Source organism: Schinkia azotoformans LMG 9581, assembly GCF_000307855.1.
In the GTDB taxonomy this organism is placed as follows: domain Bacteria; phylum Bacillota; class Bacilli; order Bacillales; family Bacillaceae_J; genus Schinkia; species Schinkia azotoformans.
Genome location: NZ_AJLR01000042.1, coordinates 1 through 23,789, shown reverse-complemented (window position 1 = coordinate 23,789; position 23,789 = coordinate 1). Strand labels below are relative to the sequence as shown.

Here is a 23,789-nt window from a genome sequence, read left to right as displayed (position 1 = left end):
ACTTTCATTCACCTTTTTAGATTGCAAAAGAACTTTTCTACATCACCCGTTTAAACATCTTTTCCATCTCATACGTCGAAAAGTGAATAATAATCGGTCTTCCATGTGGACAAGTAAACGGATCCGTTGTCTTTCTCAATGTTTCAAGTAAAGCGAAGATTTCATCATTACGTAGATGTCGATTCGCTTTTATCGATCCTTTACAAGACATCATAATCGCTGCTGCTTCGCGCAATTCATGAATGCTTACTTTTTTCTTAGTGAGGACCTGCTGGATGATCTCTTCAATGACTTCTTTTTCCTCACCCTTTGGAAACCATTGTGGATGGGAACGAATGATATAGCTTCCTCCGCCAAATGGCTCTAAAAATATACCCACACTTTTTAAAAGACTTAGATGTTCTTCAATAATAAAAGTTTCGTTTTTAGAATATTCAAGGGTTAATGGAAATAACAATTCTTGAACTTCCGGTTCAACCTGCCCTACTTTTTCTTTAAAATATTCATATTTAATCCGTTCCTGAGCAGCATGTTGATCGATAAGATATAAGCCTTTTTCATTTTGGGCCAAAATATAGGTTCCATGCATTTGTCCAATTGGATAGAGCGGTGGAACACGTTCAGGCTCTACAATCTCCGGTTTTAAAGAAGCAAAGTCAAAATCGCTAGGAAGGTCAAAATCTGAATCCTGGCCAGGAATTTTTATATCTACATCGATACTACCTTCATCATGACCAAAAGCCTCTTCTTCCGCTTCTACTTCTTCTGCTGGTTCATGAAATGGATTGGCCTTGGTTTCGATTACCTCTTGCAGTGGCCGCTCCATTATAAGGGTGTCAGGGAATCTGTGCTCAAACGATATCGTTTGTTGCTCCGACACAGGCCGCTTAGGCTCTTTTTTCGGTTTTAAAACATCTGGAATCAACGTTTGTTTTCGAAAAGCAGTCTTGATCCCCTCAGTAATTAGGTCACATAGTTCATGTTCTTTACTAAGGCGTACTTCGAGCTTAGCTGGATGAACATTGACGTCAACTAATAATGGGTCCATTTCAATATTTAGCAATACAATTGGGTAGCGGCCTATTGGTAATAGTGTATGATACCCTTCCTGAATTGCTTTTGCGAGTGCATAATTTTTAATAAAACGACCGTTAATGATGGTTGAGATATAGTTTCTTGATGCCCTTGTTACTTCAGGTCTGGCGATGTATCCTTTCACCTCAAAATCAATGCTTTCAAGCTTTAATGGAAGCATTTGCTTGGCAATCGACATCCCGTAGATTGAGGCTAGAACCTGTAAGACATCGCCATTTCCGCTAGTAAATAGGATTCTATTGCCATTATGTGTTAATTGCAAGGAAATCTCCGGGTGAGCGAGAGCAATTCGATTGAGATAATCCGTAATATTACCTAATTCAGTATGGACGGTCTTCATATATTTCAATCGTGCCGGTGTATTAAAGAACAAATTACTTACAATGATTTCGGTTCCTTTTCGACTGGCCGTCGATTCATGGATTTCAATATGTCCACCTTTTAGCTTTATATACGTTCCTGGTCCTTCACCTGTTGAGGATTTCATTTCCAATACAGAAACAGACGCAATACTTGGTAAGGCCTCTCCGCGGAACCCAAGTGTCCGAATTCGAAACAAGTCATTTTCATCCTTGATTTTGCTTGTAGCATGGCGCTCGAATGCCAACAAACAATCTTCCGGTTCAATGCCATCACCATTATCGATAATTCGAATTTCCGATAATCCGGCTTCCTTTACATGAATTTCTATTCTAGTAGAACCTGCATCAATTGCATTTTCAACAAGTTCTTTAACAACAGATGCTGGTCGTTCAATTACTTCTCCGGCTGCGATTTTATTGGATAATTGATGATCTAATTGCTTTATTCTTCCCACAATATCACCTAAATTTTTGACTTCATTAATTTTTGCAGTCTATAAAGCTCGTTCATTGCATCAAGCGGTGTCATTTCCAACAGATTAATGGACTGCAATGTTTTTAGTACATCTTCTTCCTGTTTATTGGTGGTATGCTTTGGTTTCCGATCTTGTTTTTCTTGAACGACAGTAAAAAATGACAGCTGCCCCGCATCTTCATCAGTCCGAATAGTAGGTTCCTTAGTCGGAACAGGTGGTTCGTTTGATTTATGTCCATGTTCAAGCTCGTCCAATATTTCTTTGGCTCGTTTGATTAATCTCTCAGGAAGTTCTGCCAACTCGGCAACATGGATCCCATAACTTTTATCTGCAGCACCATCTTTTACTTTATGAAGAAAGACCACTTTTCCATTTTCTTCGATCGCACTAACGTGTACATTCTTTAGTCTTTCAAGTGATTGTTCAAGGCTCGTTAATTCATGGTAATGGGTAGAAAATAATGTTTTTGCCCCTATTTCATGATGAATATACTCAATAATCGCTTGCGCTAATGCCATGCCATCGTACGTTGATGTACCTCGTCCAATTTCATCAAGCAAAATAAGGCTGTTTTGCGTCGCTTTCGTAATTGCATTTTTTGCCTCCAGCATTTCGACCATAAACGTACTTTGCCCTGAAACTAAATCATCAGCTGCTCCAATTCTAGTAAAAATTTGGTCAAAAATAGGGAGGACTGCTTTTTGTGCAGGAACATAACATCCGATTTGAGCCAGGATTGCGGTTAATGCAATTTGCCGCATATACGTACTTTTACCCGACATATTAGGGCCGGTGATAAGGAGCATTTCACTTTCTGAATCTAAATAACAATCATTTGAAACATACACTTGTGAATTCAATACTTTTTCAACAACCGGATGGCGGCCTTCCTTGATGACGATTTTTCTATCATTAGAAAACTCCGGTTTCGTATATTGATATTCTTCACTGATTTGAGCAAAGCTTTGTAAACAATCAATTTCACTAATGATCTTAGCTAATTTCTGCAGCTTTGGAATATACGTTTTGACCTGCTCTCGTATTTGAACAAATAAATCATATTCTAAGTCTACGATTTTTTCCTCTGCTTCTAGGATGATCGCTTCTTTTTCCTTTAGTTCAGGGGTAATATATCTTTCTGCATTGGCGAGCGTTTGTTTTCGCTCGTAACGTCCCTCCGGCAGCAGATGGATATTCGCTTTTGTGACTTCAAGGTAATAACCAAACACACGGTTATAACCTATTTTCAGTGTCTTAATCCCTGTTTCCTGCCTTTCTTTCATCTCAAGCTGGGCAATCCACTGCTTCCCATTTTTGACGGCATCCCGGTACGTATCTAGCTTTTCATTATAACCATCTTTAATAATGTCCCCTTCTTTAATTGAAAGTGGAGGGTTTTCATTTATCCCCGCTTCGATTAATTGGAATAGCGATTCACAGGGATCCATATTTTGCAAAAGGGCATCCGCATAAGAGTTTTGAAGCTGCTCTACTAATCCTAAAATGATAGGCACCTGTTGTAATGACTTTTTTAACTGTATTAAATCACGGGCATTGACATTTCCATAGGCCACACGCCCTGAGAGCCGTTCCAAATCATAGACAGGTTTTAAAGCTTCTTGTAATTCTTGGCGGATAAAAAAGTTTTTCAATAAGGTTTCTACCATGTTCAAACGGTTTTCTATTTCTACCTTCGAGAGAAGAGGCCGTTCAATCCATTGTTTCAGTCTTCGAGCACCCATTGCTGTTACAGTTGAATCTAAAAGCCATAAAAATGAGCCTTTTTTTCCTTTTGTACGGATGGTTTCAACAAGTTCAAGATTTCGCTTTGAATGAATATCCAGTTTCATATACTGGTTCGCTTCATAATAGACAACAGGTTGAATATGGTCGAGTGAGCGCTTTTGTGACTTTACTAAATATTGCAAAAGGCGACCTAACGTATCCTTAAGTTTTGTTTGTTCGAGTAAATTGCTAGTTTCATACAAGACTTTAGGAATTGTAATATCCTCTTCAACAGAGACCGTTACATTCGCTCGATCCCTCAATTCTTGTAATTGCTGCTCAGAATGATTAGCAGAAACAACAATCTCTTTTGCACCAACGGAATAAATTTCGCTGACAACGTCAAGCCAGTCACCGGTAATCATTGTAATTTGACCTTCTCCGGTAGTGAGGTCGATATACGCAAAACCATATGTTCCATCATTAAAATCAGTAATCGTTGCAATATAGTTATTTTCTTTTTCATCAATAACTTTTCCTTGCATAACCGTGCCGGGAGTAATTAACTGAACAACTTCTCGGCGCACCACTCCCTTGGCCGACTTCGGGTCTTCCACTTGTTCACAGATTGCAACCTTATAGCCTTTTTCAATTAATTGATTGATATAATTTTCAGCAGAATGGTACGGAACACCGCACATAGGAATTTTTTCTTCTACTCCTCCATCCCGGCCTGTAAGAGTTATTTCCAATTCCTGCGACGCTTTAATGGCATCATCGAAAAACATTTCGTAAAAATCACCTAAACGAAAAAATAAAAAGGCATCCATATATTGTGCCTTTACTGACAAGTATTGTTGTATCATTGGCGTATATTGTGCCATGTAAAATCCCCCAATATTCCTTCTAAAAAAAGTCTCTTTAAATTATAGCATTAGAAAGACACGACTTACCACTCAAAATGGTGGAAGAACTTAAAAGTATGACTAAAGGCCCTCGATATTCTTTCTTATACTGCCTACCCTCAATTATAATCCTAGACAGTACAAAAAAACTAGGAAGGTGTATCTTCCTAGTTCCTATTCTTCTTCACCAGCTACTAAAAAGTCCGGATTTAAATCCTCGAACTCCTCATCTACAATTTCATCCTCTACAATTTCATCCTCACCAACACCAGGATAAACTTTTACACAAACCTTCGTTTCACCAATGACTTCTGCAACAAACTCGCGTTCAACTTGAACAACGATTTTATTGCCGTTTGGTGAAATCGAGCATTCTAGGCAATTAGGCTGCTGTAATACTCTTGCGATGACTTCCAAATCATCGGATATACAGTTTTCATCTTTAGATGATAGACGAACAACATCTGTATAATGTACAGTTTCTGTAACAACCTCTGTTTTTGTATTGTCACTAAAAGAATACCATACGTTAATGTCGTAGCAACCTTCAATCTCTACATGATCCCCAGCCTTCCTAGCGTCATATTCATGGTTAATAATCCAACAACCAAGAATACTAGTTGGTCTGTGAGAAGGTGTAATTGTGTGCGTACATTGAGTAAACTTACGACCTTTACCGCAAACTGCTTTTGTAATTATCTCTCTAAATCGAAATTCATGCTCTCCTCTTGTTGACATATGAGCACTACCTCCTCATTCTTATGTTCCATTTCATCTTATGCAGGGCGAATGACCAGTGTGCAAAAAAATTCTTTATCGATAAATTCTCGAATTATTCGGACCTTTAGTTCATTCTATGCGCAGAATTTGAGATATGTGCCCAATTACATCTTTTTATTTTTGCATTAAAAAAGAGACCGACGATTTAGCCGATCTCCTACATTATATGAGCCTATTTTTGTTTCATTTCTTCAGGAATTAAATGATCATGCTCACAACCGCCCTCTTGATGGCAGCCAGGCTCTGAACCAGTTTTTCCTTGTAAAAGGTCACCGCCAGTAGATAAGATGATCTCATTTGTTACTGTTTGTGAGATTGTGCTTGAAACAAGTTGTAATAAATCATTCACAACTACTTGTGATTGCTTGAATTCTGTAACTACAGGAATTTCGTCTAATTCAGCCATTAAAGCATCCAATTTTTCTTCAACTTTCTTTAATGCCTCAGGTTTATTATAGTGTTGGAAATTCACCGCTTGCTTTTGATAACTTTTAATATCACTCATTAACCTGCGAACTTTTTCATTTTTATTGATTGCTTCTTCAGCTTTCTTAAAAAATTCAACTTCCTCTGTTTCAGCAATTAATTTTGCAAGCTCTTCCGCTTTTTCTACTACTTGTGATTTCGTAAATTTAGCCATTATAAGTTACCCCCACCGTTTCTTCTACCATTTCTCCATTTAATGACCATGTTTTAGCATCTGTAATTTTTACTTTAACAATTTGACCAATTGCAGACTTAGGACCTTTGAAGTTAACGAGTTTATTTTTTCTAGTATATCCTGCTAAAATTTCCGGGTTGTTTTTACTTTCCCCTTCAACAAGAACCTCAACAATCTTATCTTGATATTGTTTGTTTTTCTTAGCAGAAATTTCATTCACTAAAGCATTTAATCGTTGCAGACGTTCCTTTTTCACTTCCATTGGAACATTATCAACCATATCGGCAGCTGGAGTACCTTCACGTGGGGAATAGATAAATGTATAAGCACTATCATATTCTACTTCACGATATAATGACAAGGTATCTTCAAATTGTTCATCTGTCTCATTTGGGAATCCAACGATTAAATCGGTTGTTAATGAAACATTGGGAATCGCTTCTTTAATTTTGCGAACTAGCTCTAAATATTGTTCTCTCGTATATTTTCGAGACATAATTTTTAACATTTCTGTACTTCCAGATTGAACTGGCAAATGGATATGGTCCATTAAGTTACCGCCTTTAGCCAAAACTTCAATGAGATGATCATCGAAATCACGTGGATGGCTTGTTGTAAAGCGGATACGCGGGATGTCGATTTTACGGATTTCATCCATTAAATCACCCAGACCATATTTCATATCTTCAAAATCTTTTCCATAGGCATTTACGTTTTGCCCTAATAAGGTAATCTCCTTATAACCTTGGCGGGCTAAATCGCGAACTTCATCAATAATATCTTCCGGACGGCGGCTTCTTTCTTTCCCTCTTGTATACGGTACGATACAGTACGTACAGAATTTATCACAGCCATACATGATATTAACCCATGCTTTTATTTTACCATTTCTAATTTTAGGCAGGTTTTCGATTACATCGCCTTCTTTAGACCAAACCTCAACTACTCTTTCCTTGCCAAACATGGCTTCTTTTAGAAGCTGTGGAAGACGGTGAATGTTATGTGTTCCAAAAATCAGGTCTACTTGCTGATGTTTTTGAAGGAGTCGGTTAACAACACCTTCTTCTTGGGACATACAGCCGCAAACACCTAAAATTAGATCCGGTTTTTCTCGTTTTAATTGTTTCAAATGTCCAATTTCACCAAACACTTTATTTTCAGCGTTTTCACGAACTGCACAAGTGTTTAATAGGATAATATCTGCTTCTTCAGTAGAATCCGTGTTTTCAAAGCCCATTTCTGTTAAAATACCGGCCATGACCTCAGTATCATGTTCATTCATTTGGCAGCCGTACGTACGAATGTAGAACTTCTTTTCTTTACCGACTTCCATCATATCTTCAGGGATATCGTAGCCACGATGGACGATAACCTCTTCTTTACCACGTTTTTTAGCATCCTTCAATGATGGTGGTTGGTAGGTTGTCTCAAAATATTTAGCATAATCCTTTTCGGATTTTTTGTCCGAAGGATCAGCTGTCTTTATTTGTTGACCTTGCAATCTTTGTTGTTCGTTCATGTAAATCTCCTTCCTATATTTATTGAACCCTATTTTGAAGTTTTTAGAATAAATAATACACCAATTACATAGTATATATGTTTAACCGCAAATTAACAATACCACACATCACAGTAACCAAAAAAGCTGACCCAAAGGATCAGCTTTTTGTCTAGCTCCAGCACCCAGCGACTCGTAAACTTCGCTAAACTAGCTTTGAGCTTTTCTATATTACATGAATTCTTTTACTAATTCATTGAACTGGTCTTCAGAAATCTTAAGGTCAGCATGAACAAGTGGTGTTTCACTATAACCATGAACTAACTCTTGATAAGATTTTTGTTCTTTGTTTTGATAGATAATTCCAGTTACAAGACCATGATTATCCATCAATGTTTGCATTGCCATATTACGATTTGAAGGATCATAACCCTCAATATCACTTAATTTCTTAAGGTTTTCTTTATACCAATCGTATGTGTTCACCTTATTGTAAGTTACACAAGGACTGAATACGTTAATTAAAGAGAAACCTTTATGTTGAATACCTGCTTCAATGATAGCAGTTAATTCTTTTAAATCACTTGAGAAGCTTTGTGCTACGAATGTTGCACCAGCTGTTAACGCCATTTCCATAGCTTGGATAGATTGTTCAATAGAACCTTTAGGCGTACTCTTTGTTTTAAAACCAAAATCACTGCGAGGTGATGTTTGACCTTTTGTTAAACCATAAATATGGTTGTCCATTACAATGTATGTCATGTCAATATTACGACGGATTGCGTGAATAGTATGACCCATACCAATTGCAAAACCATCACCGTCACCGCCGGCAGCAATAACTGTTAAATCTTTATTAGCCATTTTTACACCTTGGGCAATTGGTAATGAACGGCCATGGATTCCATGAATTCCATAAGAATTAATATATCCTGAAATACGTCCGGAACATCCGATTCCTGAGACAAGCGCAAATTCATGCGGCTCGACACCTACATTGGCAACAGCACGTTGGATTGCAGCTTGAACGGAGAAATCTCCACATCCTGGACACCAGTTTGGTTTTACACTATTTCGAAAATCTTTAAATGTTGCCATCTTATAACAACTCCTTAATACTGTTGTAAATTTCACTAGGTAGGAATGGATTTCCGTCATACTTTAATAAGCTTTCTACCTTGTTGTGATTTCCTACGTTTAACTTAAGGATTTGTGTTAACTGCCCAGTCGCATTATGTTCAACAACGACAACTTTCTTAGCTGAATCAACTAACGGTTGAATTTCTTCAACTGGGAATGGGTGAATTAAACGTACTTGAGCATGGTTTACTTTAAGACCGTCATTTTCAAGACGAACCATTGCTTCTTCGATACCACCGCGAGTTGAGTTAAATCCAAGCACTAATACATCAGCTTCATCATGTTTTACATTTTTATGAACAGGATTTTTAACTTTTAAGTTTTGGAGCTTACGGAAACGCTTGTCCATTTGCTCTTTACGGTTTTTCGGAGCTTCCGAAGGTCTACCGATCTCGCTGTGTTCAACACCAGTCATATGGTGAAGACCATTTTTCATTCCAGGCACTACACGTGGTGAAATTCCATCTTCAGTTACACGGTAACGCTTGAAGTTTCCATCTGGCCCATCAGCAACAAGCTCAGCATTAAGATCAAGCTTCCCACGACGAATTTCTACTTTAGAGAAATCTAAAGGTTCAACTGTCTGTTTACCTAAAGATAATTGAAGGTCTGTTAATAAGATAACAGGACATTGATATTCTTCAGCAAGGTTTAATGATTCAACTGCATCAAAAAACGCTTCTTCAACAGTACTTGGTGCAAGAACGATTTTAGGAATTTCCCCGTGAGTTCCATAGATCATGGCCATTAAGTCAGATTGTTCAACTTTAGTCGGCAATCCTGTACTTGGACCCCCACGTTGTGTATCAACGATAACGACAGGTGTTTCAGTCATACCTGCAAGACCAATACCTTCAGCCTTTAATGAAAGTCCAGGGCCTGAAGAAGCAGTAATGGCACGAGCACCACCATAGTTAGCACCGATTGCCATTGTAATCGCAGCAATCTCATCTTCTGTTTGAATTACAGTACCACCGTATTCTGGAAGCTTTTTGATTAAATACTCCATAATTTCTGAAGCTGGTGTAATTGGATAGGCAGACATAAAACGACAGCCACCGGCAACAAAGCCCATTGCGATTGCATCATTACCAATCATAAATAAGCGCTTCTTACCATCAGCCTTATCAAGCTTCATTGTAGATAGCGATTCACCTGCTTGATCCTTAATATATTGATAGCCCTTTTGGATGGCTTCCATATTTTTTTCAACAACTTGTTGCCCTTTTTTGCCAAAAATCTCTTCAACTACTTCTCTGAATGATTCAACCTCTAATTCAAGTACAGCACATGATGCACCAACTGCAACCATGTTTTTCATTAAAGAAGTACCTAATTCAGTAGCAATATCTGTGAACGGCACTGAATAGAAAGTTACATTTGAGTTTTCAGGTATTACAGGGTTAAATTTTGAATCAGCAATTACAACGCCGCCTTCACGTAATTCATGAAAGTTCACATCGATTGTCTCTTGATCAAATGCTACTAAGATATCAAGATCATCAGAGATAGATCGAACTTCGGTCGTGCTTACACGAATTTTGTTGTTTGTATGGCCGCCTTTGATACGGGAAGAAAAGTGGCGATAACCGTATAAATAGTAACCTAATCGATTAAGAGTAATAGCAAAAATTTCCCCAGTACTCTCGATTCCTTCCCCTTGTTGTCCGCCAACTTTCCATGAAAGTTGATTGATCATCTCTTACACCCCTTTTGATGTACATTTATGATAAATGTTTCAACGATTTTAAGTGTAGCACGATTCCATATAGCACCTATGTAAAATTAACTAAGCTATTTGATTAATATTCAGTATATGGAAGGGTACTAAACGTATTCAATTCTAGACGTATAAAATGAAAAAATCAACCCTTAGAAACACATTTTTGACAATTTTGTGTATATAAATTTCGTAGGGTTTAATTTGGAAAGGTATCTACAAAATTTTGATAGCAAAATTTAGAAATCTGCTCATTTGAATATTGTTTTTGTAACTCTTCAACAAGCACCTTATAGCCTCGATAATCCTCTAAACCATTGATAGTATCATCAATTCCATCAAAATCAGAACCAAAGCCAATATTTTTTTCGCCCCCTAAAGAACAAATGTAATCGATATGGTTGAGGATATCTTTAATATGTGTATTCTGATAATTTTCACTAAGAAAATACGGAACAAAGGAGATGCCAATTATCCCCTTTTTCTCAATTATTGCCTTTATTTGGTCATCCTTCAAATTGCGTGGATGTTGAAATAAGGAATAAACATTGGAATGTGAGGCGATTGGAAACTGTGCTAGCTCAATTGTATCCCAAAAGGATCTTTCGCTTAAATGGGAAACATCTGTCCACATTTTTAAGTCATTATTTAATTGCACCACCTCGATCCCGAAATTCGAAAGACCTCCATTTCTCTGTTCACGACATCCATCTGCCACGGCATTTGCGAGATTCCAAGTCAAACCAACTGAACGGACTCCGAGCCTATAAAGTGTTTTTAGTCTTACCAAGTCATGGCCGATTGCATCACAACCTTCTAAAGTTAAAATTGCACCAATTTCATCTTTATGCAGTTGAAGTATATCTTTTTTTTCCAGCACCAGTTTCATCTTTGGACAGATGTCATTTAAAACTCTTTCATAAAAAATATCAACCATTTCTAAGGCAACATTAAACCGATCTTCAAACCTGACGCTTTCCGGTATATAAATGGCGAAACATTGGACTTTGCTTCCTGCAAACACTAAATTTTCATAGTTTACATGAAGGATATCACTGTCTTTGAAAGAAATTTTGTTATTAAGCCACATTTTATACAAAACATCACAGTGGGCATCAAAGATTTTCATCATAAGGAAGTCCTCCTTTTTCCATGCAAAATAAGGGGCTGTCTAAACTCTCCAAGCACCCCATACTAATAAACAACTATTAGTATTTATTTGGCTGCAAGTCAATAGACGCCCCTACGGAAATTATTATTTTTAGTTTTCAAAAAAATCTAGCGAGGTTCAACAATTAATTTAATTGCTGTTCTCTCTTCGCCGTCAATCAAAATATCTGTAAAAGCAGGAATACATATTAAATCGACTCCACTTGGTGCAACGAACCCTCGTGCGATCGCAACCGCCTTTACGGCTTGGTTTAGGGCACCTGCACCAATTGCTTGTATCTCAGCGGCGCCTCGTTCACGTAAAACCCCCGCAAGTGCTCCAGCTACAGAATTAGGATTAGATTTTGCTGAAACTTTTAATATTTCCATTCCTGGTTCCTCCTCGTATGAATAAGTAGATCATTTAATCTTTCCTCTCTACTATATTCACGAAATTCCCAGTTATTCCTGCTTAATCCCTATTATTTTTCTAAAAAGTTTTAAAATTCACTCAAAAACGGATGATCTTCGTTTATTAATATTCGTTCGATTTTTTGTGCTTTTCCTGTTTTCGGATCTACGTCGACAACAACCCCGCTTAGTTGCTCTCGGCCTTTCATTACTTCAAATCTTACCGGAAGACTCGTCAAGAATCTTTTTAATACAGCCTCCCTTTCGACCCCAAGAATGCCGTCATACGGCCCTGTCATCCCTACATCTGTTATGTAGGCAGTTCCATTGGGAAGAATTCGGTTATCCGCCGTTTGCACATGTGTATGGGTCCCAACTACTACGGAAACCTTCCCATCCAAGTACCAGCCCATGGCCTGTTTTTCACTTGTTGCTTCAGCATGAAAATCTACAAAAATAATATTGGTTCTCTTTTGTATTTCTTTTATTAATTCATCCGCTTTTTGAAATGGACAATCGAGCGGCGGCAAAAACGTTCTTCCCTGCAAATTTATGATAGCTATTTCGATTCCATTCAGGTTTAAGAAACAATAGCCTTTTCCTGGTGTTTGATCAGGGAAGTTAGCAGGCCTTACCAAATATTTTGCGTCTTCAATAAACTCAAAGATTTCTTTATTATCCCAAGAGTGGTTTCCAAGTGTTACAGCATTGGCACCAACTTCTAAAAATGAACGATATATTTTTTCGGTTATTCCCTTTCCCGAGGCTGCATTTTCTCCGTTAATAATGGTTACATGGGCCTTATATTTTTTTTGCAATTTAGGTACGTAAGTGTTAATCATATTTCTTCCGGGTGAACCTACAACATCTCCAATAAACAAAATTCTCATTTAGTAACTCCTATCTTCTTTCAAGTCATAATAATTGTAAGTTTTACATAATGTTTTATTATTGTCAAAAACAAAAGAAGCGGTGAATAAATTCACCACTTCTTTCTATTTTGCGTACTCGACTGCTCGAGTTTCACGTATAACGGTCACTTTAATATGACCAGGATAGTCCAATTCACTTTCAATTCTCTTTCGAATATCTCTAGCTAATTTATGGGCTTGTAGGTCATCAACCGTATCAGGTTTCACCATGATTCTAATTTCACGACCAGCCTGAATTGCAAATGATTTTTCTACACCCTCATATGACTCAGAAATTTCTTCTAGCTTTTCTAATCTGCGAATATAGTTCTCGAGTGTCTCACTTCTAGAACCTGGTCTTGCAGCAGAGAGGGCATCAGCAGCAGCTACCAAAATGGCAATGATTGATGTAGCTTCCGTATCACCATGGTGGGATGCAATACTGTTGATTACTACTGGATGTTCTTTATACTTCGTTGCAAGTTCAACACCAATTTCAACGTGACTTCCTTCGACCTCATGGTCAATTGCTTTTCCGATATCATGAAGTAGACCTGCTCGTTTGGCAAGAGTGATATCTTCACCTAATTCAGCAGCCATTAAACCAGCTAGGTGAGCTACCTCCATAGAGTGCTTCAATACGTTTTGCCCGTAACTTGTCCGATACTTTAATCTACCTAAGATTTTGATTAGATCAGGATGTAAACCATGAACACCAACCTCAAACGTAGATTGTTCTCCGACTTCACGAATATATTCATCAACTTCTCGTCTAGATTTCTCTACCATTTCTTCAATTCGAGCTGGATGAATACGTCCATCTTGAACTAGTTTTTCTAAAGCCAATCTTGCAGTTTCACGACGAATCGGATCAAAGCCGGATAAAATTACAGCTTCCGGAGTATCATCAATAATCAGATCGATTCCTGTTAACGTCTCAATCGTCCGTATATTTCGTCCTTCACGTCCGATAATACGTCCTTTCATTTCGTCATTAGGTAAGTTAACAACAGAAACTGTTGTCTCTGCAACATGATCCGCAGCACATCTTTGGATGGCTAATGATAGGATTTCCTTCGCTTTTTTGTCTGATTCTTCTTTAATGCGATTCTCGTTTTCCTTTATCATAACTGCAGTTTCATATGAAAGCTCTTTTTCAAGATTTTCAATGATAATGTGTCTAGCTTCATCCTTAGATAATCCAGAAATTCGTTCGAGTTCCGCTTGTTGTTGACGAACCATTTCATCCATTTTGCTTTCCAACTCTTCAATATGCTGTTGTCTTTTAACAAGAGAATCTTCTTTCTTTTCAAGTGTTGCTTCGCGTTTATCTAAGCTTTCACTTTTCCGGTCAAGAGTCTCTTCCTTTTGCATCAAACGATTTTCTTGCTTCTGTAACTCGCTCCTTCGTTCACGGATTTCTCGCTCCGCTTCTGTACGAATTTTATGATTTTCATCCTTTGCTTCAAGAAGCGCTTCTTTCTTAGATGCTTCAGCATCACGTTTAGCATCTTCGATAATTTGCTGCGCCGCATGCTCTGCACTTGTAATCTTAGCTTCCGCAATGGATTTTCTAACAAAATAACCAACAACTGCACCGACAAGTATGGCCAGCAAAATGGAGATGATAGTAATTAGGTCCATCATTTCACCTCCTCTTGCTATCGACTTGTACATCTTTCTTTCATGAATGATCAAATTCATTCTTTTTCCGATGTAAGTTTTGCGCTCCTTACATCATAATTTCAACATACAGCACATAGTTTCCATAATTTTCAATATCTAAAAATAGTGAAATTATACATACTAATTGTAATTGTGGATATGGCCATTGTCAAGTAATGTCTATAGGCAGCATAGAAAAGCGTAAGCGCCTGCTGCTTGCGCTAGACAACAAAAAAGAAGCATCCTGTAACGAACGCTTCTTTTGCAATACAATTATTCAAATAATTCTTCTTGGGCAGCTGCGTTTTCTGCTTCTGCTACTGCCACCGGATTATCTAATCCATAGTGAGCACGCACTAGATCGCGTATTTCTACATAAAGGTCAGGATTTTCTTTAAGAAATTGCTTTGCATTTTCTCGACCTTGACCTAAGCGCTCTTCATTATAGGAGTACCATGCACCGCTTTTTTGAATAATATCAAGCTCTGATGCAATATCTATCAGTTCTCCTTCTCTAGTAATACCTTCACCGTACATAATATCTACTTCTGCTGTTTTAAATGGTGGCGCTACCTTATTTTTTACTACTTTTATTTTTGTTTTGCTTCCGACCATCTCGTTGCCTTGTTTAATTGTTTCAGCACGACGAACTTCCAGACGAATAGAGCTGTAGAACTTCAACGCCCTACCTCCAGTAGTAGTCTCGGGGTTTCCAAACATAACTCCAATTTTTTCACGAACTTGGTTAATGAATATAGCAATTGTTTTGGATTTGTTAATGGCACCTGATAATTTACGTAATGCCTGTGACATCAAACGCGCTTGTAACCCCATGTGGGAGTCACCCATTTCGCCTTCGATTTCAGCTTTTGGCACTAATGCCGCAACAGAGTCAATTACGATTATATCAACTGCACCGCTGCGTACTAGAGCATCAGCAATTTCTAATGCCTGCTCCCCTGTATCCGGTTGGGATAAAAGCAGCTCATCAATATTTACACCTAGCTTTTCTGCATAAACAGGATCAAGCGCATGTTCGGCATCGATAAACGCCGCTGTACCACCTAGCTTTTGTACTTCTGCAATCGCGTGGAGAGTTACAGTTGTTTTCCCTGAGCTTTCTGGTCCATACACTTCGATAATTCTTCCACGCGGATATCCGCCTACTCCAAGCGCAATATCAAGTGCTAATGAACCGCTTGATACCGTTGCTAGTTTTCTTTCAGCTTGCTCTCCTAGTTTCATAATCGAGCCTTTACCAAACTGTTTTTCAATGTCTTTTAATGCCCTTTCGAGGGCAGCTTTACGATCACTCATTTAAAATTAATTCCTCCTTCTACTAAACTACCACTATCATACCTGTTTTTTTTCATTTTGCCAACTTTTTATCGAACGTTTATTCGTTAAATTTTCATGGTAAAAAGTATAAAGAAATCCAATTTTCTCTAGAGCAAAATTAAAAATTCAGAAGGAAAACCCTCTGAATTTTTAATTTTTCAGATTCTCGATAAAATTTTTAATAAATGGAAATATCCATACTTTACGGATTTTGTTCGAATCCCGCTGCGGCTCCCCGCTAAGTTTAGCGTAAAAATTTTTGTCTTTTTCCCATTGATAGCTATACCAACAAATACAGTTCCAACCGGCTTCCCTTCTTGTTTATCAGGTCCTGCTACCCCCGTAAAGCTAATTCCAATATCGGTATTTAATAATTGTCTAACATTTTCGGCCATATATTGGGCGCATTCCTGGCTTACAACTCCGTGAGCCGCAATAACGTCATTTGGGACCTTCAAGATATTTCGTTTAACCTCTGTATCGTAACAGACAATGCTTCCTTTGAAAACACTAGAGGACCCCGCAAAATTAGTTAATTCATTTGCAAAACCACCGCCGGTTAAGCTTTCAGCACTTGAAACTGTCATCTTCTTTGTTTTCAATAACTCAAAGACTTCCTTATAAAGGGTCGAGCCGTTATATCCATAAAAATACTGACCGACACGATTTTGAATTGCCCTTTCAACCTCATCGAGCATCTTTGTAGCTTTCTCGAAGGATAAATCCTTAGCCGTTAGCCTTAAAGTCGCTTCCCCATCCTCTATTAAAGGGGCGATTGTAGGATTGGACTGGGCATCAATTAAGTCCAAAACCTCAGTTTCAAGCTGTGACTCACCAATACCAAAAAACTTTAAGACTCTTGATTCGATATGCTCCTTAATTTCGAGTTGTTCAAGCAAAAAAGGCCGACCATAATTGTTAAACATCGGTTTTAATTCAGATGGTGGTCCAGGAAAAAGCATATAAATTCGATCATTTTTAGATAAAGCTATACCGGGCGCCGTTCCAAAATCATTTTGAAGAACGGTTGAACCCTCAATAACTAAAGCTTGTTTTCTATTGTTCTCAGTCATCTGCCTATTTTGTCTCTTAAAATAGCTATCAATCTTATTGAGAACATTTGAATCCTCGGCTAGCCTTAGGGATAGAACTGAAGCCACTGTTTCTTTCGTTAAATCATCTTTGGTCGGCCCAAGTCCACCTGTAAAAATAATTAAATCCGACCTTTTGTTTGCTGTTTCAATCACTTCAATTAACCGTGCTTGATTATCACCGACAACAGAATGATAAAATACGTTTATTCCAATACGGGCAAGCACTATCGAAAGAAATTGAGCATTCGTATTGGCAATTTGACCTAGAAGCAGCTCCGTTCCAACAGCAATAATCTCAGCATTCATTAAAGTATTCCCCCCTTTTACTTTGAGCTTTTAAAAACGTGCATATTTTTAGCAAAATAATCCCAACCAGAAATAATTGTTAAAATAACAGCGATCCATAAAGTGATATCACCTAAAGGAATTCCAAAGCCAATAAAAGGAACATTATGAAGTAAAAGAGCGGAAATCGCGATAATTTGAAAAACAGTTTTCAATTTCCCCATTTGTCCCGCTGCCATTACTACCCCTTCCCCGGCGGCCACTAATCGTAACCCTGTAACAGCAAATTCACGGCTAATGATCACAATCACCATCCATGAAGGAGCAAGCTGTAATTCAACTAATACTATTAACGCAGCAGAAACAAGCAGTTTATCAGCCAATGGATCCAGAAACTTTCCCAGATTCGTAACAAGGTTATGCTTTCTCGCTAAATGGCCGTCGATCCAATCTGTTGTAGACGCGAGTATAAAAATAAGTGCACCAATGAAATGAGAAACAGGGGTGGATTCATTAATAATATATATTTCACCAAAATTAAAAGGAACCAGCATAAAAATTAAAAAAATTGGAATAAGTATGATTCTTGAAATTGTAATTTTGTTAGGTAAATTCAAGATTGTTCCTCCGTTCATTTATTTGTGCATGAAAGTGGCTGCCTAAAAACTTTGACATCCACAATACCAGTACGTAGCTACATTTGGTATTACTCGTGGATGCCAGACACATTTTAGACAGCCTAAATCACCATTATTGTGTTGCTTTATTAAATATAATCTTGATTTTTTGATGTACCTTTTCATTTGGTGGAAATGGGTATTCAAAATCCTGTCCATTAATTTTAACAGCCACGTCTAAAGTCCGCCCAATGTTAAATTCAATTTCTTGTTCTGCGGAGAAATCATAAGAAACTTTCTCTCCCTCTTTTAGTTCAGCGCCATAAAAGGATTTCCCCATACCATTTTTAATCCCGACATAACTTCTACCTGTTGAGGTCAATTCAACTGTAAATTGTTCCGCACCTTTCAATTCATAAGTCGTCGTAGGGGAATTCCCATTTCGCTGGTCAACCTGTACTAATTGTTGCTGTACCGTTTCTACTTCTGGTACTTCTTGCTCTGTTCCATTCGGTGTTTCATCAAGATCAGCCGGTACTTCTTCCGACTGTTGTGGCTCTTCAGGGGCCTCATTTGCATCATTTGGATTTACAATGGTTACATTTTCATCCTCTTGACTTTCAACAACAGGCCCACTGGCATTTCCTTCGTCTTTATCTGCTAGATCTAGTTTTTGCCAAAATAACCAAATAAAAACGAGCACACTAATCACCAAGACAACAACCAATATCTTTGGTAGCAAGGAAAAAAACAGGGAAGAAGTATTCGAAACAGAGGTTTGTTTCTTTTGGACTCTTGATAGTCCACTTGACACTTCTGCTTCAGTTTTCGGAACTTCTGAGGCATACTCATCAAAAAGTTTATCTGGGTCTATCCCAACAGCTTCAGCGTACTGCTTAATAAAGGCCCTTGCATAAAACTTCCCGGGAAGGATGTCATATTTTCCAGCCTCAATTGCTTGTAAGTATCTTTTTTGTATTTTAGTAATCGTTTGTAATTCATCTAGGGTCATGTTTTTTTGTTTTCGAGCTTCCTCTAAACGTTTTCCCAGTTCAGTCAATGATAACACCATCCATTTATTTCTCGTGAATAAAGTTAAAAATCAAAGGCTGAGAAGCCAAAGCCGGAATCAGTAGAAAGTTGTTGGTCGACAACATCATATGTGATTTCCTCATCATGATCATTTCTAAGTTCAATAATGTAATCAAAATCGTCTAGCGTATATTCAGAATGCCTTACAAAAATATCAGGATGTTCCACAACCTTTACTGCCTGCATTCGCATAATTTCCCGGACTAACTGCCAATGCTTTTCCGGTGCTCTCTTAGAAGACACAACCCCATCAATTATGTACAGATGGTCATTGTAATACTCGTCTTCAAGTAATTGACTGCGGATGGTTTGTTTTAATAATGTTGAAGACACAAATACCCACCTTTTATTAGCACACACACTTGCAGCAACGATTGATTCAGTTTTTCCAACCCTTGGCATTCCACGAATGCCAATTAACTTATGCTCGTTTTTCTTAAACAGTTCAGCCATAAAATCAACGAGAATTCCAATTTCAGCACGCACAAACCGAAATGTTTTTTTATCATCCTTTTCACGATGAATATAGCGGCCGTGCCTTACTGCCAAACGGTCTCTTAATGTGGGCTTTCGCAATTTCGTTACTCTTATATTTTCAATTGTATTAAGAATGGATTCGAGCCGTTCAATTTGCTGTTGTTTTTCACATTTAATTAAAAGTCCGCGGCGCATAGTTTCTACACCATTTATTGTAACAATATTAATGGATAACATACCTAATAAAGACGAGATATCACCAAGGAGTCCTGGACGATTGACAACAATCTCATACTCTAAATACCACTCTTCTTTTTCCATGGACTTCCTCCTTTATTCTGGTTGATTTTTCCTGTTTGCTTTTCAACTACTACTATAATAAATGATTTTATTGGAATAGAAAAGAATAATAAACAAATCCCGACAAAAAACGCAAAAGAGAGGTTCTATTTTAGAAGCCTCTCTTAAAAGGATGAGCCTGTAAAAAAGAGCTCATTATGACTTTTGCACTAATTTTACCATTATATTAGCAATTGCCTGTTGCTCCTCTTCAGAAGCAACATTCCAAAGCTCTGCTAACAGTTTTTGCTCTGGATTTTTTGGCTGAACCTCACCAGCTAAATAGTCTCCAACTTCAGCTGCAATGTCTGAAATTGTGTTTTGATCCATACCGTTGTTCTTAGCTTGGTTCATTCTGTCTTGCAAAAAGTCTTTCCACTGTTCAAAATTATCGAGTACTGACATCATAATCACTCCTTAAGGATTTGTTCTTTTATATAATGCCAAGTTCTCAAGAAATTATTCACGTAAACCATGCACCATTTATGTTTAAAATTTCACCGTTTATATAGGAGGATTTTTCTGAGATTAGAAAGGAAACGGCATGGCCAATTTCTTCTGGTCTCCCAAATCGCCCCATCGGTATTTCATCTAACATCGCTTGTTTATCCTGATCGGAAAAAAACGTCAGCATATTTGTATCGATCGTTCCTGGGGCAATGCCATTCACATTAATACCCGAAGGTGCCAATTCCTTCGCTAATGCTTTAACAAATGTATTTTGACCGCCTTTTACCATTGAATAAAGGACTTCACAGGACGCACCAACTGAACCCCAAATAGAAGAAATCACAATGATTTTTCCATACTTTTTCCTTACCATAGAAGGGATAGTATGCTTTGCGATTAAAAAAGGGCTTGTAATATGGAGCTGAACCATTTTTTGTACTTCCTCATCAGTTACATCCGTAATTAATCCAACATGGCTGAGACCGGCATTTAAAATTAACACATCGACGGAATGAGTGATAGCTTTAGTTAACTGATAAAATCCCTCTACACTTGATAAATCGGCACGGATGAATTTAGATTGTACTGACAAACTGCCTGCCAACTCATGAACTCCTTGTTCATTTTGATGATAATGTAAGTAAAGATTATATCCCCCCTCATTCGCTAAAGTCCGTGCAATGGCTTGGCCAATTCCGCCACTGGCCCCTGTAATTAACGCCCATTTTTCCATATAGGTTCCTCCGTCAAAAAAGCGCCCAAATATATCATGGGCGCACTTTTCTTTATTTAGGTACTACCTCACAAATGGTAAAACACTTCTCATCAAAAAGATCATTAGCCACTTCTTGTAAGTGGGATATTTGAATCCCTTCTAATACAGACACGATATCAAATAAATTCATTTCATTAAATTGATACCTTGTAAATTGGTTGGCAATGTACTCAGGTGAATTCAAAGCACGCAAAAAGGAACCAATTTTTTTCTTTTTAATTCTTGATAAATAATCCTCAGAAATGCTGTTAATATCAAAATGAAGCATGGTATCCTTTAGACGGCCCGCAAGCTGCTCTGGATTTTCTGTATCGCCACCGATCATCGCGAAACCAAAGCCGTATTCCTCCGTGTAATCAAAAGAAAAACTATCATCGATTAAACCATCATTATAAAGCTGCTCATAATTTTCCGAGCTTTTTCCGAATAATAAATCAAATAAAACATTTATTGTTAACTCCCGCTCTAATAACTCTTTCCCAGAACGCGTAGGATTCTTTGCTTTAAAACCAACAAGACATTTTGGGGTTTGAACCGGCATTTCTAATACTTGTTTCGCCGTTGCCACCTCAACTTGTTCGTCCTCAAAAAAGCGTTTAATTTCTTTTGCTTCCTTAAACTCTTTTTTGTTTTGGTTATCTCTGATTAACTTCATCATTTCCTCTTCATTAATAGGACCAACGACAAACAGGAGCATATTGCTCGGATGATAAAACGTTTCATAACAAGTATATAACAGATCCTTGTTAATTTTCGAAATCGATTCAATCGTACCGGCAATGTCAATTTTAACAGGATGCGTTTTATACATATTTTCAATCAAGCCAAAATAAACACGCCAATCAGGATTATCATCATACATCGTAATTTCTTGACCAATGATCCCTTTTTCCTTCTCAACGGTTTGATCACTGAAATACGGGCTTTGCACGAAATCTATTAAGGTTTCTAAATTTTCCTTCACGTTGGAAGTACTTGAAAATAAATAGGCCGTTCTCGTAAATGATGTAAAAGCATTGGCAGAGGCACCCTGTTTGCTAAACTGCTGGAATACATCGCCATCTTCTTTTTCAAAAAGCTTATGCTCTAAAAAATGAGCAATTCCGTCCGGTACTTTCAATTGCTCCGACCCACCTATTGGTACGAAGCGATTATCAATACTACCGTATTTCGTTGTAAACGTAGCATAGGTTTTATTAAAACCCTCTTTAGGCAGGAGATAGACATCTAATCCATTGGCCATTTTTTCGTGAAAAAGGGTTTCTTTAAGTTGATCAAAAACAATTTTCTCCATGTTTATGCTCCCTCCAATCCCCTAAGGAAGTAAATCGTATCAAGATTGACTTTTTTAGCGACCGCTTCCACTTCATCCTTAGTAACTTCATCAATTTTTGTTAGCCAATCATCTAAAGGGCGGCTGAATCCCGCAACAACATTATGATAAAGCACTTCTATTAATCCATTCGGAGTGTCAATCGTTTCTAAAATTTGATTTTTTAAGACTGCTTTTGTTTGGGAGAATTCATCATCCGTAAAATTGCCTTTTTTCATTTCCTCCATTTGTTCTTTAATAATATTGACGGCCTTTTGATAATTGGCAAACTCAATCCCGCTCATGATCATTAATAGCCCTTTATGGCTTTCGAACCTGGATGCAGCATAATACGCTAAACTTTCTTTTTCCCGTACATTGATAAATAGCTTAGAGTGAGAGAAACCGCCAAAAATACCATTATAGAGCTGCAGGGCAAAGTAATCATCATCATGGTACGTTACATTTGTACGGCAGCCAATATGCAGTTTTCCTTGTTTAATATCCTGTTCCTCGATAATCTCTTTTACATCGCTTACTTTTTTGTGAGCGACATTCGTTTTAACGAATCGCTTTTCACGGTTAGCCGGTAAACGAAATGCCTTTTCAGCTGCTTCCTTCACAGAATTTAAATTGATATCACCAACGATATAAAGATCGATTTCATCATTTTGTAATGCATTTTGATAATAATCATATAATACTTGGGCTGATATTTTATCTAGGTCATTGATATTTCCGTGAGCATTTAAGCGATAGGGCTCTTCTTCACACATTTCTTGAATGAGGCGCATATTGGCATATCGCATTTTATCATCATATACAGCCTGGATCCGAGATTTCAGTGCTCTTTTTTCTTTTTCAACAATGGAACCTAAGAAAACGCCATTTTCCATAACAGGTGATAAAAGAATCTCAGCGATAAGTTCCAATCCGTTTTTTAATAATGGTGTTTGATCTGTTAAATATTTTTCATTGGCGATATCCATTCTAATCGTAATGATTTGGTATTCACCCTTTTTAGCTACATCAATATTTAATGATGCACCATATAGTTCATCTAGTTTCGTTCGCAGTTTAAGAGTGGAAGGGAATTTTTCAGTACCACTTTGTAGAACATAGGGAAGAAGCGCTCTTGTCGTTACTGTATCTTCCTGTAGTGGGGCCTTCATCTTAAGAACGATTGTATTCGTTTTATATTTTAACGTTTCGATCCCATGAAGTGTAAATCCATCCAATTGTACACTTTCTTCCTTCATAAGATTCATCTAATTTCCTCCTCTTTTAGCTACACGCTTCAATAACTATTACTAACTTATATGTCACTATGTTTTGTCTAAATTTACGAAAATAAACTCATAAGTATTCCCAATATAATGCTATCTTACTAATTATTTCTAGTGAAAGCAAAAAAGAACCCCGAATGGAGTTCACATCATTGTCTAGCTCCAGCGCCTATCGCCTAGCAAACTTCAGGTCTCCTCCCTACGATAAGTCAACTAAGAATTGCTA

General features: G+C 37.6%; 20 protein-coding genes. All 20 read right to left on the bottom strand.

What is annotated here, in order from left to right; all coding sequences use genetic code 11:
* Window positions 1-37: 37 nt before the first annotated feature.
* Window positions 38-1,912 (bottom strand): DNA mismatch repair endonuclease MutL, encoded by a 1,875-nt coding sequence (gene mutL / locus BAZO_RS05770; RefSeq protein WP_003330394.1) that lies wholly within the window; start codon window positions 1,910-1,912, stop codon window positions 38-40.
* An 8-nt stretch (window positions 1,913-1,920) separates the two neighbouring features.
* On the bottom strand, window positions 1,921-4,542 hold the full coding sequence (mutS, locus tag BAZO_RS05765) for a DNA mismatch repair protein MutS (protein ID WP_003330393.1): 2,622 nt from the start codon (window positions 4,540-4,542) through the stop codon (window positions 1,921-1,923).
* A 195-nt stretch (window positions 4,543-4,737) separates the two neighbouring features.
* A complete protein-coding gene (locus BAZO_RS05760; protein WP_003330392.1) occupies window positions 4,738-5,301 on the bottom strand; it encodes an outer spore coat protein CotE in 564 nt (187 codons plus the stop codon).
* A gap of 214 nt (window positions 5,302-5,515) precedes the next feature.
* Window positions 5,516-5,983: a YlbF/YmcA family competence regulator gene (locus BAZO_RS05755; RefSeq protein WP_003330390.1), complete on the bottom strand. Its 468-nt coding sequence runs from the start codon at window positions 5,981-5,983 to the stop codon at window positions 5,516-5,518.
* Complete coding sequence (miaB, locus tag BAZO_RS05750; RefSeq protein WP_003330389.1) at window positions 5,976-7,523, bottom strand: tRNA (N6-isopentenyl adenosine(37)-C2)-methylthiotransferase MiaB; 1,548 nt, start codon at window positions 7,521-7,523, stop codon at window positions 5,976-5,978. Before miaB ends, BAZO_RS05755 begins: the two co-directional genes overlap by 8 nt.
* A 210-nt stretch (window positions 7,524-7,733) precedes the next feature.
* Window positions 7,734-8,600, bottom strand: coding sequence for a 2-oxoacid:ferredoxin oxidoreductase subunit beta (locus tag BAZO_RS05745; RefSeq protein ID WP_003330388.1), 867 nt, complete (start codon window positions 8,598-8,600; stop codon window positions 7,734-7,736).
* A 1-nt stretch (window position 8,601) separates the two neighbouring features.
* Window positions 8,602-10,341, bottom strand: a complete 1,740-nt coding sequence (locus BAZO_RS05740) for a 2-oxoacid:acceptor oxidoreductase subunit alpha (protein ID WP_003330387.1) — start codon at window positions 10,339-10,341, stop codon at window positions 8,602-8,604.
* Between the two features lie 220 nt (window positions 10,342-10,561).
* The gene (locus tag BAZO_RS05735) at window positions 10,562-11,494 is read right to left on the bottom strand and encodes a dipeptidase (RefSeq protein WP_003330386.1); all 933 of its coding nucleotides are present in this window, start codon (window positions 11,492-11,494) and stop codon (window positions 10,562-10,564) included.
* 146 nt (window positions 11,495-11,640) lie between these two features.
* Window positions 11,641-11,901, bottom strand: coding sequence for a stage V sporulation protein SpoVS (gene spoVS, locus BAZO_RS05730; RefSeq protein ID WP_003211281.1), 261 nt, complete (start codon window positions 11,899-11,901; stop codon window positions 11,641-11,643).
* Window positions 11,902-12,011: 110 nt separating this feature from the next.
* Window positions 12,012-12,812 (bottom strand): TIGR00282 family metallophosphoesterase, encoded by an 801-nt coding sequence (locus tag BAZO_RS05725; protein WP_003330385.1) that lies wholly within the window; start codon window positions 12,810-12,812, stop codon window positions 12,012-12,014.
* A gap of 105 nt (window positions 12,813-12,917) precedes the next feature.
* On the bottom strand, window positions 12,918-14,477 hold the full coding sequence (gene rny / locus BAZO_RS05720; RefSeq protein ID WP_003330384.1) for a ribonuclease Y: 1,560 nt from the start codon (window positions 14,475-14,477) through the stop codon (window positions 12,918-12,920).
* Window positions 14,478-14,771: 294 nt separating this feature from the next.
* The gene (gene recA / locus BAZO_RS05715) at window positions 14,772-15,815 is read right to left on the bottom strand and encodes a recombinase RecA (RefSeq protein WP_003330382.1); all 1,044 of its coding nucleotides are present in this window, start codon (window positions 15,813-15,815) and stop codon (window positions 14,772-14,774) included.
* A 179-nt stretch (window positions 15,816-15,994) separates the two neighbouring features.
* Complete coding sequence (locus BAZO_RS05710) at window positions 15,995-17,236, bottom strand: competence/damage-inducible protein A (protein WP_003330381.1); 1,242 nt, start codon at window positions 17,234-17,236, stop codon at window positions 15,995-15,997.
* A 17-nt stretch (window positions 17,237-17,253) separates the two neighbouring features.
* Window positions 17,254-17,832: a CDP-diacylglycerol--glycerol-3-phosphate 3-phosphatidyltransferase gene (gene pgsA, locus BAZO_RS05705; RefSeq protein ID WP_003330380.1), complete on the bottom strand. Its 579-nt coding sequence runs from the start codon at window positions 17,830-17,832 to the stop codon at window positions 17,254-17,256.
* 133 nt (window positions 17,833-17,965) lie between these two features.
* A complete protein-coding gene (locus BAZO_RS05700) occupies window positions 17,966-18,901 on the bottom strand; it encodes a helix-turn-helix domain-containing protein (RefSeq protein ID WP_235786709.1) in 936 nt (311 codons plus the stop codon).
* 26 nt (window positions 18,902-18,927) lie between these two features.
* Window positions 18,928-19,722: a DUF3388 domain-containing protein gene (locus BAZO_RS05695; protein ID WP_003330378.1), complete on the bottom strand. Its 795-nt coding sequence runs from the start codon at window positions 19,720-19,722 to the stop codon at window positions 18,928-18,930.
* A gap of 174 nt (window positions 19,723-19,896) precedes the next feature.
* Complete coding sequence (locus tag BAZO_RS05690) at window positions 19,897-20,145, bottom strand: DUF3243 domain-containing protein (RefSeq protein ID WP_003330377.1); 249 nt, start codon at window positions 20,143-20,145, stop codon at window positions 19,897-19,899.
* 58 nt (window positions 20,146-20,203) lie between these two features.
* On the bottom strand, window positions 20,204-20,923 hold the full coding sequence (gene ymfI / locus BAZO_RS05685; RefSeq protein ID WP_003330376.1) for an elongation factor P 5-aminopentanone reductase: 720 nt from the start codon (window positions 20,921-20,923) through the stop codon (window positions 20,204-20,206).
* 52 nt (window positions 20,924-20,975) lie between these two features.
* Window positions 20,976-22,259 carry an EF-P 5-aminopentanol modification-associated protein YfmH gene (yfmH, locus tag BAZO_RS05680; RefSeq protein WP_003330375.1) on the bottom strand — a complete coding sequence of 428 codons (1,284 nt, stop codon included), beginning with the start codon at window positions 22,257-22,259 and terminating at the stop codon, window positions 20,976-20,978.
* 2 nt (window positions 22,260-22,261) lie between these two features.
* Window positions 22,262-23,536, bottom strand: a complete 1,275-nt coding sequence (yfmF, locus tag BAZO_RS05675; RefSeq protein ID WP_039957073.1) for an EF-P 5-aminopentanol modification-associated protein YfmF — start codon at window positions 23,534-23,536, stop codon at window positions 22,262-22,264.
* Window positions 23,537-23,789 lie beyond the last annotated feature (253 nt).

Excerpts from the sequence above, each read along its gene's own strand:
- BAZO_RS05760 (WP_003330392.1), bottom strand. The coding sequence starts at position 5,301 with ATGTCAACAAGAGGAGAGCATGAATTTCGATTTAGAGAGATAATTACA.
- spoVS (WP_003211281.1), bottom strand. The coding sequence starts at position 11,901 with ATGGAAATATTAAAAGTTTCAGCAAAATCTAATCCTAATTCTGTAGCT.
- BAZO_RS05725 (WP_003330385.1), bottom strand. The coding sequence starts at position 12,812 with ATGAGAATTTTGTTTATTGGAGATGTTGTAGGTTCACCCGGAAGAAAT.
- miaB (WP_003330389.1), bottom strand. The coding sequence starts at position 7,523 with ATGAACGAACAACAAAGATTGCAAGGTCAACAAATAAAGACAGCTGAT.
- BAZO_RS05745 (WP_003330388.1), bottom strand. The coding sequence starts at position 8,600 with ATGGCAACATTTAAAGATTTTCGAAATAGTGTAAAACCAAACTGGTGT.
- BAZO_RS05710 (WP_003330381.1), bottom strand. The coding sequence starts at position 17,236 with ATGAATGCTGAGATTATTGCTGTTGGAACGGAGCTGCTTCTAGGTCAA.
- BAZO_RS05690 (WP_003330377.1), bottom strand. The coding sequence starts at position 20,145 with ATGTCAGTACTCGATAATTTTGAACAGTGGAAAGACTTTTTGCAAGAC.
- ymfI (WP_003330376.1), bottom strand. The coding sequence starts at position 20,923 with ATGGAAAAATGGGCGTTAATTACAGGGGCCAGTGGCGGAATTGGCCAA.
- BAZO_RS05755 (WP_003330390.1), bottom strand. The coding sequence starts at position 5,983 with ATGGCTAAATTTACGAAATCACAAGTAGTAGAAAAAGCGGAAGAGCTT.
- rny (WP_003330384.1), bottom strand. The coding sequence starts at position 14,477 with ATGGACCTAATTACTATCATCTCCATTTTGCTGGCCATACTTGTCGGT.
- mutS (WP_003330393.1), bottom strand. The coding sequence starts at position 4,542 with ATGGCACAATATACGCCAATGATACAACAATACTTGTCAGTAAAGGCA.
- BAZO_RS05695 (WP_003330378.1), bottom strand. The coding sequence starts at position 19,722 with ATGGAAAAAGAAGAGTGGTATTTAGAGTATGAGATTGTTGTCAATCGT.
- yfmF (WP_039957073.1), bottom strand. The coding sequence starts at position 23,536 with ATGAAGGAAGAAAGTGTACAATTGGATGGATTTACACTTCATGGGATC.
- yfmH (WP_003330375.1), bottom strand. The coding sequence starts at position 22,259 with ATGGAGAAAATTGTTTTTGATCAACTTAAAGAAACCCTTTTTCACGAA.
- BAZO_RS05735 (WP_003330386.1), bottom strand. The coding sequence starts at position 11,494 with ATGATGAAAATCTTTGATGCCCACTGTGATGTTTTGTATAAAATGTGG.
- recA (WP_003330382.1), bottom strand. The coding sequence starts at position 15,815 with ATGAGTGATCGTAAAGCTGCCCTCGAAAGGGCATTAAAAGACATTGAA.
- BAZO_RS05740 (WP_003330387.1), bottom strand. The coding sequence starts at position 10,341 with ATGATCAATCAACTTTCATGGAAAGTTGGCGGACAACAAGGGGAAGGA.